12 protein-coding genes and 1 tRNA gene are annotated in these 12,804 nt (G+C 70.7%); 6 read left to right on the top strand and 7 right to left on the bottom strand.

The genetic code is table 11. The features are described 5' to 3' along the window. The first annotated feature begins 4 nt into the window (after window positions 1-4). Entirely contained in the window at window positions 5-2,191 is a 2,187-nt protein-coding gene (locus ACIQID_RS14355) for an MMPL family transporter (RefSeq protein WP_400286330.1), read from the top strand. 18 nt (window positions 2,192-2,209) lie between these two features. Here ACIQID_RS14355 and ACIQID_RS14360 read toward each other — a convergent pair. The 4 genes from ACIQID_RS14360 to ACIQID_RS14375 form a co-directional block, all read right to left on the bottom strand. Next, window positions 2,210-2,283: transfer RNA gene (locus ACIQID_RS14360), tRNA-Arg, on the bottom strand. Between the two features lie 48 nt (window positions 2,284-2,331). Continuing rightward, window positions 2,332-2,829 carry an HNH endonuclease gene (locus tag ACIQID_RS14365; protein ID WP_025105538.1) on the bottom strand — a complete coding sequence of 166 codons (498 nt, stop codon included), beginning with the start codon at window positions 2,827-2,829 and terminating at the stop codon, window positions 2,332-2,334. Window positions 2,830-3,136: 307 nt separating this feature from the next. After that, window positions 3,137-3,856, bottom strand: a complete 720-nt coding sequence (locus ACIQID_RS14370) for a M23 family metallopeptidase (protein WP_312675399.1) — start codon at window positions 3,854-3,856, stop codon at window positions 3,137-3,139. Between the two features lie 344 nt (window positions 3,857-4,200). Next, window positions 4,201-4,902, bottom strand: coding sequence for a metal-dependent transcriptional regulator (locus ACIQID_RS14375; RefSeq protein WP_025105536.1), 702 nt, complete (start codon window positions 4,900-4,902; stop codon window positions 4,201-4,203). A gap of 102 nt (window positions 4,903-5,004) precedes the next feature. Here ACIQID_RS14375 and serC point away from each other — a divergent pair, with 102 nt between their 5' ends. Then, complete coding sequence (gene serC / locus ACIQID_RS14380; RefSeq protein ID WP_312675400.1) at window positions 5,005-6,117, top strand: phosphoserine transaminase; 1,113 nt, start codon at window positions 5,005-5,007, stop codon at window positions 6,115-6,117. A 10-nt stretch (window positions 6,118-6,127) separates the two neighbouring features. Here the strand turns inward: serC and ACIQID_RS14385 are convergent, their stop codons facing one another. Further along, window positions 6,128-6,787, bottom strand: a complete 660-nt coding sequence (locus tag ACIQID_RS14385) for a DUF3027 domain-containing protein (protein WP_400286337.1) — start codon at window positions 6,785-6,787, stop codon at window positions 6,128-6,130. Further along, entirely contained in the window at window positions 6,771-7,151 is a 381-nt protein-coding gene (locus ACIQID_RS14390) for a cold shock domain-containing protein (RefSeq protein WP_312675402.1), read from the bottom strand. Before ACIQID_RS14390 ends, ACIQID_RS14385 begins: the two co-directional genes overlap by 17 nt. 115 nt (window positions 7,152-7,266) lie before the next feature. Between ACIQID_RS14390 and ACIQID_RS14395 the strand changes: the two genes are divergently transcribed. The 3 genes from ACIQID_RS14395 to ACIQID_RS14405 are packed head-to-tail and all read left to right on the top strand — an operon-like array spanning window position 7,267 to window position 10,933. Continuing rightward, window positions 7,267-7,542: a multidrug ABC transporter ATPase gene (locus ACIQID_RS14395; RefSeq protein ID WP_400286340.1), complete on the top strand. Its 276-nt coding sequence runs from the start codon at window positions 7,267-7,269 to the stop codon at window positions 7,540-7,542. Between the two features lie 10 nt (window positions 7,543-7,552). Then, window positions 7,553-9,256, top strand: coding sequence for a helicase-associated domain-containing protein (locus ACIQID_RS14400; protein WP_400286343.1), 1,704 nt, complete (start codon window positions 7,553-7,555; stop codon window positions 9,254-9,256). 36 nt (window positions 9,257-9,292) lie between these two features. Further along, entirely contained in the window at window positions 9,293-10,933 is a 1,641-nt protein-coding gene (locus ACIQID_RS14405; RefSeq protein ID WP_331201943.1) for a DNA repair helicase XPB, read from the top strand. A gap of 15 nt (window positions 10,934-10,948) precedes the next feature. Here the strand turns inward: ACIQID_RS14405 and ACIQID_RS14410 are convergent, their stop codons facing one another. After that, on the bottom strand, window positions 10,949-11,956 hold the full coding sequence (locus tag ACIQID_RS14410) for a lysostaphin resistance A-like protein (RefSeq protein ID WP_400286347.1): 1,008 nt from the start codon (window positions 11,954-11,956) through the stop codon (window positions 10,949-10,951). A 118-nt stretch (window positions 11,957-12,074) separates the two neighbouring features. Between ACIQID_RS14410 and ACIQID_RS14415 the strand changes: the two genes are divergently transcribed. Then, window positions 12,075-12,767, top strand: a complete 693-nt coding sequence (locus tag ACIQID_RS14415) for a response regulator transcription factor (RefSeq protein ID WP_025105529.1) — start codon at window positions 12,075-12,077, stop codon at window positions 12,765-12,767. The last annotated feature ends 37 nt before the right edge of the window (window positions 12,768-12,804 follow it).

The following is a 12,804-nucleotide window of genomic DNA, read 5'->3' on the forward strand; positions in this document are numbered from 1 at the left end:
CCCGATGTCCCGCCCCGCCCCCGCACCGACGCCGCCGACCCGCGCGCGCACCCGACGCCACTCCTGGCTGCGGGTGTTCCTGCCCGTCGCCCTCATCCTCGTGTGGCTGGTGGGAGCATCCCTCGGCGGTCCGCTCTTCGGGAAGGTCGACGAGGTGTCGTCGAACGACCAGACGACCTACCTCCCGGAGTCCGCGGACGCCACGACGGTCCAGCAGCTCCTCGGCGAGTTCACCGACAGCGACGCGATCCCGGCGATCGCGGTGTTCACCTCGGAAGAGGAGCTGACGCCGTCCGAGCTCGAGGCGATCTCCGACGCGGTGGCCGACGCGCCGGACGTGGAGGGCGTCGCGGACGACGTCTCCCCGGCGCTTCCGTCCGAGGACGGCCGAGCCGTGCAAGCCTTCATCCCGATCGACGGCGACGCCGAGCTCAGCGACGCCACCACCGCTCTCGGTGACGAGCTGCGCGCCGCGGTGCCGGACGGCATCACGGTCTACATCACCGGACCTGCGGGCTTCACGGCCGACCTCGCCGCCGGCTTCGCGGGCATCGACGGCCTCCTCCTCGGCGTCGCCCTGCTCGCCGTGCTCGTGATCCTCGTCCTCGTCTACCGCTCGTTCCTGCTGCCGCTCGTGGTGCTCTCCACGAGCCTGTTCGCCCTGTGCGTCGCGCTCCTCGTCGTCTGGTGGCTGGCCAAGTGGGAGATCCTGCTGCTCAGCGGGCAGACCCAGGGCATCCTCTTCATCCTCGTGATCGGCGCCGCCACCGACTACGCGTTGCTCTTCGTCGCGCGGTTCCGGGAGGAGCTGCGGGTCTCGCAGGACAAGGGCGTCGCGCTCCTCGCCGCGTGGAAGGGGTCCGTCGAGCCGATCGTCGCCTCCGGGGGCACCGTGATCGCGGGACTCCTGTGTCTGCTGCTCAGCGACCTGAAGTCGAACAGCACGCTCGGCCCGGTCGCGGCGATCGGCATCGTGTTCGCGATGCTCTCGGCCCTCACGCTCCTGCCCGCACTGCTGCTGCTGTTCGGGCGCGCGGTCTTCTGGCCCCGTCGCCCGCGGTTCGAGCCCGAGGTCGTGGCCGAGGAGCACGGCATGCGCACCACCGGTCTGTGGGCGCGGCTGTCCGGCCTCATCAAGAAGCGTCCCCGCGTGATCTGGATCGCGACCACCCTCGTCCTCCTCGCGGGCGCGGCCGGGGTCACCCAGCTGGACGCTCAGGGGGTGCCGCAGTCCGACCTCGTGCTCGGGGCCTCGGAGGCGCGGGATGGCCAGGTCGCGCTCGGCGAGCACTTCCCCGGCGGCTCCGGGAGCCCGGTCTCGGTGATCGTGGACGAGGACCGCCTGCAGGATGCCGCCGACGTGCTCCTCGCGAACGACGGGATCGACGGGGTGACCGTCACCGCGGCCGATTCCCCGAGCGGGTCCGCCCCGGTGACGGCCGACGGGATCACGGCCGTCGGCCCTCCCGGGACCCCCGCTCCGGAGCCCACGACGGTCGACGGTCAGGTGCTCCTGCAGGGGACCCTGACGGACGCCGCCGACTCCGCTGCGGCTGCCTCCACCGTGCGCGAGCTGCGCGGAGAGCTCGACGACCTCGGAGCCGTGGTGGGCGGGGTGACGGCGACCTCGATCGATACGAACGACGCGTCCATCCACGACCGCAACCTCATCATCCCGGTCATCCTCGTCGTGATCATGATCATCCTCATGCTGCTGCTGCGCTCGATCCTCGCACCGGTACTGCTGATCCTCACGACGGTGCTGTCCTTCGGCACGGCCATGGGCGTCTCGGCGCTCGTGTTCAACGGCATCTTCGACTTCCCCGGAGCAGACCCCGCCGTCCCGCTGTACGGCTTCGTCTTCCTCGTCGCCCTGGGCATCGACTACAACATCTTCCTCATGACGCGGGTGCGCGAGGAGTCGAAGCAGCACGGGACGAGGGAGGGCATCCTCCGCGGGCTCTCGATCACCGGCGGCGTCATCACCTCCGCCGGCCTGGTGCTGGCGGCGACCTTCGCGGCGCTGTCGGTGATCCCGATCCTCTTCCTCGTGCAGCTCGCGTTCATCGTCGCGTTCGGAGTGCTGCTGGACACCTTCGTGGTGCGCTCGCTGCTCGTCCCGGCGCTCGCCTACGACATCGGCAAGGCCATCTGGTGGCCGTCGAAGCTGTGGCGGCGCGGACAGCCCTGACGCGTGCGGAAGCGGGAGTGCCCTCGACAGGATTCGAACCTGCGACCTGCCCTTTAGGAGAGGGCTGCTCTATCCTGCTGAGCTACGAGGGCGCGCAACCCAGTCTACGGGACCAGGGTTGCGCGCCCTCGCGCTGTCCGTCATGCGGCGAGGGCGAGGTAGGGCTCCCAGCGGGGATCGCTGCGCTCCACCCCGCGCACCGTCCACGCCGTCCCGTGCGGGGGGCGCGGCGTGAACCGCAGCTGCCACCGCATCTCCTGCGGGGTGCGGTTGCTCTTGAGGTTGTTGCAGCGCAGGCAGCACGCGACGAGGTTCTCCCAGGAGTCCGCGCCGCCGCGCGAGCGAGGGAGGACGTGGTCGATCGTCGCGGCGGCCTTGCCGCAGTACCCGCAGCGATGACCATCGCGTCGCAGCACGCCGCGCCGCGTCACGGGGACGCGCCGACTCGTGGGGACGCGCACGTAGCGGGAGAGGATGATCACCGCCGGGCGGTCGTAGACGCCGTGGGTCCCCCAGACGGGGTCGTCCTCGACGCGTTCGATGACCGTCGCCTTGTCGTTCATGACCAGGACGAGGGCTCTCTTGAAGGACACGATCGCCAGCGGCTCGTATCCGGCATTCAGGACCAGTGTGCGCATTCGTCATCCTCTCGATCCGCCGGGACGGCTTCCCGGCACTCTCGACTCACACGACGTCGTGCAGGAGGAAGAGTGTTCGCAGGGACGAGAAAAGGCGCCGTCTAGAGACGGCGCCTTTCGCGCGCGGCAGCACCGCGGCATCCCTGCGGGCAATGCCGAAGGACGTGACGACCGAGAGCGTCCATGGTTCGGATGCTCGGTGTTCGCTCCATCAGCCTCTCCCGCCTGTATGACGACGGGTTCAGGCTAACCCATCCCGCGCGAGCCGCGGCGGAACGGGAGATGAATGACCGGGAACGTGTCCCGGTCAGCCGGCGTTGACGGAGAGCCAGGACATCGGCTCGACGAGACCGCCGTTGATCCAGACCTCGAAGTGGAGGTGGTTCGCCGTCGACCGTCCGGTGCTGCCCACGTAGCCGATGAGCTGGCCGGCTGCGACCGTCTGCCCGGCCTGCACCTGGCGGGAGCCGTAGAGCATGTGCCCGTACGTGGTCTGCACGCGCTGGCCACCCACGACGCTGTCGAGCATGACCGCGACGCCGTAGCCGCCGATGCTCTCGGCGGAGGCGCGCACGACGCCGGAGGCGGCGGCGTAGATCGGCGTGCCGGCGGGAGCGAGCATGTCCGCACCGTTGTGCCCGCCACCGACCGTGCGGCTGACGTTCCAGGAGCCGATGGGCAGCGGATAGCGGACCTCGCCCGAGCCGGGGGCGACGAGAGCGTAACCGGCGGTGTTGAAGGTTCCGGACGAGGGCGTGGAGGCGGATGCGGCGGCGGCCGCGGCACGAGCGGCGGCGGCAGCAGCCTCTTCGGCCTTCTTCTTCTCGATCTCCTCGGGCGTGGTGGCGCTGAAGGCACCGCGCACGAGCGGGGCGGCGGTGGCCTCCGAGGCGACGACGAGCGACTGCGCATCCACGGCGGCGAGCTGCTGGACGGTCTGCGCAGTGGCATCCGTCGGCTTCGACGCGGCGTAGGCGGGGAGCGCGACGGCGGCGACGAGGGCGCCGACGGCACCGAAGATCGCCACCGACCGGAGAGGGGCTGCGATCTTCCGAACACCGACCCGGGCGCCGGAGCGTCGGGCGGGTACTCGGTCTTCAGATGTCTTCGCGGTCGGTTCGATGTCTGCGGCCAAAACGTGGTCCTCCTGAGCCCTCGCACCTCGGGTGGCGCTGGCTCGTCGACACTCTCTGCCCCAGGGCAGGGATGCACTGCTCGGGTTCGAGCGCATCCCTCTCGGGAAGACGACGAGCCGGAAGGCGGATCTTCGCGGTTCGCCCCCAGCGGGCTTCTTCGCTGAGGACCTGACCGAGGTTACCGGAAGATAACGATCATGTCACCCTGGGAAACTGACAATCCTCGGTGAGCCGATCAGGCGGGCTCGCCGACGAGGAAGATGTGCGAGGCGAGCTCGACGGGGAGCTCCAAGCCCTCCTCCTTGCCGTCCATCTGGATGAGCACGTAGCCCTCGTTGAAACGGAAGTCTCCGCGCGCACCGGGGACGACGCCCGCATCGCGCAGCTGCTCCAGGAGCTCGGGGTCGACCTGCGCCGGCTCCGCGAGGCGGCGGACGGTCCCCTCGACGGGCTCACCGGCGGCGTTCAGCCTCTGCACGAGACCGATCACGCCCTCGTCGAAGGTACGGGCGGGAAGGTCGCCGAGCTGGTCGAGACCGGGGATCGGGTTGCCGTACGGCGATTCGGTGGGGTGCCCGAGCAGCTCGACGAGACGACGCTCGACCTGCTCGCTCATGACGTGCTCCCAGCGACAGGCCTCCTCGTGCACGAACGCCCAGTCCAGCCCGATGACATCGGACAGCAGGCGCTCGGCGAGCCGGTGCTTGCGCATCACGTCGACGGCCTTGCGGCGCCCGGCGTCGGTGAGTTCGAGCGTGCGGTCCTCGGACACCACGACGAGACCGTCGCGCTCCATGCGCCCCACGGTCTGCGAGACGGTGGGACCGGAGTGGCCGAGGCGCTCCGAGATGCGCGCCCGCAGCGGCACGATGTTCTCCTCCTCGAGTTCGAGGATGGTGCGGAGATACATCTCCGTGGTGTCGATCAGATCCGTCATGTGGGCCCTCCGAAAGTTCTTAGGCAAGCCTACATTCCCCCGGCGACATCGGACGGGGCGCAGGCGGGAGGAACGGCGGCGCGATCCCCCTAGAATCTAGCCATGGCGATCGAGATTCCCCGTGACCTCCTGCCCACTGACGGCCGCTTCGGCTGCGGCCCCTCGAAGGTGCGCGGCGCGCAGCTCGAGTCGCTCGTCACGACGGGCGCCTCGATCCTCGGGACCTCGCATCGCCAGGCGCCCGTGAAGAACCTCGTCGGCAGCGTCCGCGAGCAGCTCGCCGCCCTCTTCCGCCTGCCCGAGGGGTACGAGATCATCCTGGGCAACGGCGGGTCGACCGCCTTCTGGGACGCCGCGGCCTTCGGCCTCATCGAGCGTCGCAGCCAGAACCTCGTGTTCGGCGAGTTCGGGGGCAAGTTCGCCAAGGCCGCTGCGGCCCCGTGGCTGGAGGCTCCCGACGTCCGCTCCGCCGAGCCCGGGTCGCGGACCGCCGCGGAGATCGTCGAGGGCGTCGACGTGTACGCCTGGCCCCACAACGAGACCTCGACCGGAGTGTCGGCGCCGATCGAGCGCGTCCGCGCGGAGGGCGCCCTCACGGTGATCGACGCGACGAGCGCCGCCGGCGGCATCGACGTCGACATGGCGCAGGCCGACGTCTACTACTTCGCCCCGCAGAAGAACCTCGGGTCGGACGGGGGGCTCTGGTTCGCCGCGGTCTCCCCCGCCGCAATCGATCGCATCGAGCGGATCGCCGCCTCCGGCCGGTACATCCCGGAATTCCTGAGCCTGAAGCACGCGGTGGACAACTCGCGGCTCAACCAGACGCTGAACACCCCCGCCCTGACGACGCTGCTCCTCCTGGACGACCAGCTGCGCTGGATCCTCGACAACGGCGGGCTCGCCTGGGCCGCGGCGCGCACGGCCGAGTCCTCCTCGGCGCTGTACGACTGGGCGGAGGCGTCCGCCGTGGCGACGCCCTTCGTCAGCGACCCGTCGCACCGCTCGCCCGTGGTCGCGACCATCGACTTCGACGAGAGCGTCGACGCCGCGGCGATCGCGAAGGCGCTGCGCGCCAACGGCATCGTCGACACCGAGCCGTACCGCAAGCTCGGCCGCAACCAGCTGCGGGTGGCGACCTTCGTCTCGATCGAGCCGGACGACGTGCGTCAGCTCATCCGGGCCATCGACTTCGTGCAGGAGAACCTGGGCGGCTGACCGCCCCCCCTCACTCCTCTTCGTCGCCGGCGTCCGCATCGCGGGCGTCGGCGTCGTCGTCCTCGGAGCCCTCTGCCTCGTCGTCCTCGGCGTCGTCTTCTGCCTCGTCGTGGGCGTCGGCGTCGTCTTCATCGGCGTCGTCGTCGATGTCTTCCGCCTCGGACGCATCGACGTCGTCGGAGTCGTCGAGCTCGTCGATGTCCACGCCGTCGAGGTCGCCGGCGTGCAGGATGTCGGAACCGTCCTCGTCGAGCTCGTCATCGTCGATGCCGTCGTCATCGAGCTCGCCGTCGGCCTCCTCGTCGACCTCGCCGTCCTCGCCGCCGGCCGCAGCGGCCTCGGCGAGCTCGGCCTGGTGCGCGCGGTACTCGGCAAGGCGCTCGGCCCACGGCACCCATTCCGGGGCGAGCAGCGCGCCGTCGCCGGGGAGCAGCTCGACCTCGAGGACGGTGGGCTCCTCGTCGTCGACACGGGCGACCGTCACCGTCCAGTACCAGCCGGGGTAGCCGGGGAGGCGGTTCTCGAAGCGGAGGGAGACGGATCCGTCCTCTTCCGGCGTGAACCCGGCGGCCGGTCCGATCGTGGCCGCGGGGGTGATCTCGCGCAGCGCGGAGAGCGCGAGGTCGTGCGCCTCGACGAGACGCGCGTCGGCGTCAGGCTTCGAGGTCATCGGCGACCTTGCGCAGGACGGCCGCGATCTTGCGACCGTGGCTCGAAGAGGGGTAGCGGCCGCGGCGCAGATCGCCGCCGATGCCGTCGAGGAGCTTCACGAGGTCCTCGATGATGATCGCCATGTCGTCGGCGGGCTTGCGCTTCGCCTTCGCGAGGCTGGGCGGCGCTTCGAGCACCCGGACCGACAGCGCCTGGAGTCCGCGCTTGCCGTCGGCCACGCCGAACTCCACGCGCGTACCCGCCTTCATCGCGGTGCCGGCGGGCAGCGCGGAGGCGTGCAGGAAGACGTCCTGGCCGTCATCGCTGGCGATGAAGCCGAAACCCTTGTCTTCGTCGTAGAACCTGACCTTGCCGGTGGGCATGGGAGAACCTCGCTGGGATCGAATGCAGAACGGGACGCGCTCGTGCGCGTGCCCCCAGCCTACCGGTCACGGGCAGATCGGATCGGCTTCCTCGCGTGCGAGTAGGCTGGGGCGGATGAGTACGCAGAGCGGGGGACCGGAGGTCCCCATCCGTCGGATCGACCGCGTCCTGGCGTTCACCGCGCTCGGCATCGCCGCGGCGGCGGTGATCTGCTTCTTCATCATCATCATCGGCACGGCGCTGGGCATGGATCGGGCCGCCTTCGGTGAGGGGCTGTGGCCCGTGATCGCCGCGATCCCCTACTGGGGGCTGCCGCTCGCGTTCGTCATGATCATCGTGCTGCTGGTGATGAGCTTCGTGCGGAAGGGCCGCGCAGAGTCGCGTCGCTGAGGTCGCACCGATGAGCACGCACGCACGCCCGCTGGCCGATCACCTGGCCGCGGCGAGCGATGACGAGCTGGCTGCGCTGCTGAGCGCGCGAGGCATCCGTCCGGATGCCGGATGGCAGGACTTCTTCGACGGGGCGGAGGCCCTCCTGGAGCCGTCCTCGATCGCCCGCGCGCTGCCCACCCTGACCGCGGCCGAGGCCGCAGCGCTCATCGACGCCGCCGCCGGAGGCGCCGTCGGCGCCGAGCGGGAGCGCCTGACCGCCCTCGCCCTCCTCCGCCCCGACGGCACCCCGCACCCGCCGGTGGCGGACGCCGTCGCAGGGAAGGCACGCCCCGCCGTGTTGGACGACACGCCCGCGCCGGCGTCGACCGCGTCGGTGGCGGCGCACGCCGCCGAACGCGCCTTCACCACCGTCGGCGCGCTGGCCGACATCCTCCTCCTCGCCAGGGAGCAGCCCTTCGCGCTGCTCATGGGCGGTGCTGTGAGCGCGGGGCAGAAACGCCAGCTCGCCGAAGCCGGCCTCGCCGTCGAGAGCATCGATCCGCTGGTGGCCCTCGCCGTCCGGGCCGGACTGGCGGCACCGATCGACCGGCTGCTCCGGACGACGCCCGCGGCGGAGGAGTGGCTGCGCTCCCCCGCGACCACGCGCTGGAGCGTGCTGGCCACAGCCTTCCGCGACGCCCTGCCCCGCGGCGTGCGCTCGGGAGCGGGCGGCTGGCTCCCGCCCGCGCAGTGGCCCCTCGCCCACCCGTGGGATCCGTCCTGGCCGGAGGAAGCCGAGCGCCAGCGGGAAGCCGCCCGACTCCTCGGCCTGGTCGCGGAGGACGGCTCGGCACCCCCGTGGTCCGAGGCGCTGCGTCGCGGCGAGGCGGCCGACGCGGCGGCCCTCTCGACGCTCCTGCCGACGGAGGTGGACCGCATCTTCCTCCAGAACGATCTCACCGCGATAGCCCCCGGCCCGTTGCAGCCCGCGCTCGACGTGCGCCTGCGCACCATGGCCCGCCGGGAGTCGGCCTCCCAGGCCTCGTCGTACCGCTTCACCGCGGAGTCGGTGGCGCACGCCTTCGCGGCCGGAGAAGACGAGTCCTCGATCCTGGAGTTCCTGGGCGGCCTCTCGCTCACGGGCATCCCGCAGCCCCTGGGCTACCTCGTCGCGCAGACCGGCCAGCGCCATGGGCTCGTGCGGGTCGCCGTGGATGACGAGACCGGGCGCACGCGCGTGGAGAGCGCGGACGCCCATCTCCTCGAGGCCATGGCGGTCGACCAGACGCTCCGCCCCCTCGGGCTCGCCGTGCACGAAGGATCGCTGACGACCAAGGTCGGGCAGGACACGGTCTACTGGGCGCTGACCGACGCCCGGTATCCGGCGACCCTCGTCGATCGCGACGGGACCGTCACCGTGCGCACCCGCCACCCGGCCGCCGTGACGGATCCGGATCCCGCCCCCGACTACGGACCGCTGATCGCCCGGCTGCGCGAACGTCAGGGTCCCGACGCGGATGCCGCCTGGCTGGACCGCGAGCTCGAGGCGGCGGTGCGTGCGAAGGCCGTGCTGCAGGTGACGGTCGGCATGCCGGACGGATCCACCAGGGATCTCCTGCTCGAAGCCACCGGGATCGGCGGCGGACGGCTGCGCGGCAGGGACAGGGCGGCCGACGTCGAGCGCACCCTGCCGGTGTCGAGCATCCGCGCCGCGACCGTCGTCCCGACCTAGGCCTCGTGCAGCCAGAGGCCGGTAGACTGGGCAGCTATGTCTGATGGCCCCCTGATCGTCCAGAGCGACCGCACCGTGCTCCTCGAGGTCGCCCACGCCGACGCCGAGAGCGCCCGCCACGAGCTCGCGATCTTCGCCGAGCTGGAGCGCGCGCCCGAGCACATCCACACCTATCGGATCACACGGCTCGGCCTGTGGAACGCCCGCGCGGCGGGGCACACCGCCGAGGACATGCTGGAGACGCTCGACCGCTGGTCGCGCTTCCCGGTGCCGCCCTCCGTCGCGGTCGACCTGCGCGAGACGGTCAACCGGTACGGGCGCCTGGTCATCGAACGCGACGACGAGGGCGTGCTGATCCTCCGCTCGTCCGATCCCGCCGTGCTGGCGCAGGTCGCGAACAACAAGCGCATCCAGCCGCTGCTCATCGGGCATCCGACGCCGGAGACCTTCGTCGTCGACGCCTGGGCGCGCGGTCAGATCAAGCAGGAGCTGCTGAAGATCGGCTGGCCGGCCGAGGACCTCGCCGGCTACACGCCGGGGACCCCGCACGAGATCGAGCTCGCGGAGGACGGCTGGGCCATCCGCCCGTACCAGCAGGACGCCGTCGACGCCTTCTCGAAGGACGGCTCCGGTGTGGTCGTGCTCCCCTGCGGTGCAGGGAAGACCATCGTCGGCGCGGGGGCCATGGCGGCCACCAAGACCACGACGCTCATCCTCGTGACGAACACGGTCTCCGCGCGGCAGTGGCGCGACGAGCTGCTCAAGCGCACGAGCCTCACCCCCGAGGAGATCGGCGAGTACTCCGGGCAGGCCAAGGAGGTCAAGCCCGTCACGATCGCGACCTACCAGATCCTCACGGCGAAGCGGAAGGGCGAGTACGCGCACCTCGCCCTCCTCGACGCACTGGACTGGGGCCTCATCGTGTACGACGAGGTGCACCTGCTCCCGGCGCCGGTGTTCAAGCTCACCGCCGACCTGCAGGCGCGGCGCCGGATCGGCCTCACGGCGACCCTGGTCCGCGAGGACGGCCGCGAGGGCGACGTCTTCAGCCTCATCGGCCCGAAGCGCTTCGACGCCCCGTGGAAGCAGATCGAGGCGCAGGGGTTCATCTCCCCCGCCGCCTGCTTCGAGGTGCGGGTCGACCTGCCGCCGGCGGACCGCCTGGAGTACGCCGCGGCGACCGACGACGAGCGCTACCGGCTCGCCGCCTCCGCTCCGGCGAAGATCGACGCGGTGCGCGAGCTGATCGCGGCGCACCAGGGCGAGCAGATCCTCGTCATCGGGCAGTACCTCGACCAGCTCGATGCGCTCTCGCAGGCGCTCGACGCTCCGCAGATCACCGGGTCCACCCCGGTCGAGGAGCGCGAGGAGCTCTACCGGGCGTTCCGCGAGGGCGACATATCGCTGCTCGTGGTGTCGAAGGTCGCGAACTTCTCCATCGACCTCCCTGAGGCATCGGTGGCCATCCAGGTTTCCGGCTCGTTCGGTTCGCGGCAGGAGGAGGCCCAGCGTCTCGGACGGCTCCTCCGCCCCAAGCAGTCCGGCCACACCGCGAGCTTCTACACGCTCGTGGCCCGCGACACGATCGATCAGGACTACGCGCAGAATCGACAGCGGTTCCTCGCCGAGCAGGGCTACAGCTACACGATCATGGACGCCGAGGCGATCGCCGCCTGACCGGCGTGCGGCCGCTCAGCCGCGCAGCATCCGCGGGAGCTGGTGCGTCCCCGCGGAGCCGTCGGTCATCCCCGCGGTCCGAGTGATCCCTCGTCGGCGCGCCCAGCGGTCCGCGACGACGGCGAAGACGAGCATCGCCAGCGCGGAGCCCAGCAGATCCACCGGCGTCCCCGAGGTGGCGTTCGCGTCGACGACGGCGACGGAGCCGAGCAGGAAGATCAGCAGATTGTTGACGATGTGCAGTGCGATGGCCGCTTCCAGCCCACCGGTGCGCCACGTCAGCCACGCGGCGACGACGGCGAACAACCCCACGCTCGCCGCGCCCCAGACGTCGTAGCCGTGCCCCAGCACGAAGAGCGGTACCGGCAGCAGGATCGCGAAGGCGGGGTGGCGCAGCCAGCTTCCGACGAGCTGCATCAGATAGCCGCGGAAGACGTACTCCTCGGCCGCCGCCTGGAACGGGATGAGCACGAGCAGGAGCACCACCATGAGCAGGAGCCCCGGGTGGGAGAAGTCCGGCGTCACGGCGTCGCCCGCGGCCGCCGACCAGCCGAGCACCACGGCGAAGTAGACGACGAACACCGCGAGCGCCAGCACGAGGGTCCGGCCGAGCCAGCCCATCCGCAGCCGTCCGGTGACCGAGGACAGCAGGCCGACGCCCCGCCCCTGGACGACCCGCGAGGCGAGGAGCAGAGCCGGGATCATGAGGATGAGCGGGAGCACGAGTGCGACCAGGAGCCACGGACGATCGAGCTGGAAGTACGCGGTGGTCCGGAACAGCATCTGCAGCTCGGCGCCCCACCCGGGCACCAAAGACGCGACGATCACGAGCGGCACGATCACGAGCACGAGGATCGCGAGGTAGAAGGCGATGCCGAGGAGGCCGGTGAGCAGCGGCTTCCACCAGCGAGGACGCGGGCGGAGGAGTGCCAGACGGTGGTACTCGACCCCGTCTTCGGACACCTCGGACGAGGGGGCGGACGGGGAGACGGGGGCGGCGGAGGCGTCCTCGATCGAGCTCATGCCTCGATCCTCCCCCGGCCGCCTGTGCGGCGCATCCATCGGCCGGCGGATCGACCGCATCCACGCCGTTCCGCAGGATAATCAGCCCGCGCATGGCCGAAGTCACCATAATGGGGTCATGACTGCTGCGCGCATCCTGGTCGTCGACGACGAGCCCAACATCCGCGACCTGCTCTCCACGGGTCTCAGCTTCGCCGGGTTCCAGGTGAAGACGGTGGCCAACGGCGCCGCCACGATCTCCGCCGTCCTCGAGGAGGAGCCGGACCTCATCATCCTCGACGTCATGCTCCCCGACATGAACGGGTTCAGCGTGACCAAGCGTCTCCGCGGCGCCGGTTTCACGGCTCCAATCCTCTTCCTCACGGCGAAGGACGGCACGGAGGACAAGATCGAAGGGCTCAACGCCGGCGGCGACGACTACGTCACCAAGCCGTTCAGCCTGGACGAGATCGTCGCCAGGGCCCAGGCCATCCTCCGCCGCACGATGCAGGCCGACGAGGAGTCGATCATCCGCGCCGGCGAGCTCTCGATGGACCAGGACACGCACGACGTGCACGTCGGCAAGGAGCCGATCGACCTGAGCCCGACGGAGTTCAAGCTCCTCCGCTACCTCATGCTCAACCCCAACCGCGTGCTGTCGAAGGCGCAGATCCTCGACCACGTCTGGGAGTACGACTTCAACGGCGATGCCGGCATCGTCGAGAGCTACATCTCGTACCTGCGGCGCAAGATCGACCCGCACACCGAGGAGTCGCTCATCCAGACCAAGCGGGGCTTCGGATACATGCTCAAGGTGGGCAAGACGGTCTGACGCCACCCCACCATCCGCCGTCGGCCGACGGCACCGC

This window comes from Microbacterium sp. NPDC091676, assembly GCF_044756645.1.
Lineage (GTDB): Bacteria > Actinomycetota > Actinomycetes > Actinomycetales > Microbacteriaceae > Microbacterium > Microbacterium paraoxydans_D.

Excerpts from the sequence above, each read along its gene's own strand:
- ACIQID_RS14355 (WP_400286330.1), top strand. The coding sequence starts at position 5 with ATGTCCCGCCCCGCCCCCGCACCGACGCCGCCGACCCGCGCGCGCACC.
- ACIQID_RS14365 (WP_025105538.1), bottom strand. The coding sequence starts at position 2,829 with ATGCGCACACTGGTCCTGAATGCCGGATACGAGCCGCTGGCGATCGTG.
- ACIQID_RS14375 (WP_025105536.1), bottom strand. The coding sequence starts at position 4,902 with ATGACGGATCTGATCGACACCACGGAGATGTATCTCCGCACCATCCTC.
- serC (WP_312675400.1), top strand. The coding sequence starts at position 5,005 with ATGGCGATCGAGATTCCCCGTGACCTCCTGCCCACTGACGGCCGCTTC.
- ACIQID_RS14385 (WP_400286337.1), bottom strand. The coding sequence starts at position 6,787 with ATGACCTCGAAGCCTGACGCCGACGCGCGTCTCGTCGAGGCGCACGAC.
- ACIQID_RS14390 (WP_312675402.1), bottom strand. The coding sequence starts at position 7,151 with ATGCCCACCGGCAAGGTCAGGTTCTACGACGAAGACAAGGGTTTCGGC.
- ACIQID_RS14395 (WP_400286340.1), top strand. The coding sequence starts at position 7,267 with ATGAGTACGCAGAGCGGGGGACCGGAGGTCCCCATCCGTCGGATCGAC.
- ACIQID_RS14400 (WP_400286343.1), top strand. The coding sequence starts at position 7,553 with ATGAGCACGCACGCACGCCCGCTGGCCGATCACCTGGCCGCGGCGAGC.
- ACIQID_RS14405 (WP_331201943.1), top strand. The coding sequence starts at position 9,293 with ATGTCTGATGGCCCCCTGATCGTCCAGAGCGACCGCACCGTGCTCCTC.
- ACIQID_RS14410 (WP_400286347.1), bottom strand. The coding sequence starts at position 11,956 with ATGAGCTCGATCGAGGACGCCTCCGCCGCCCCCGTCTCCCCGTCCGCC.
- ACIQID_RS14415 (WP_025105529.1), top strand. The coding sequence starts at position 12,075 with ATGACTGCTGCGCGCATCCTGGTCGTCGACGACGAGCCCAACATCCGC.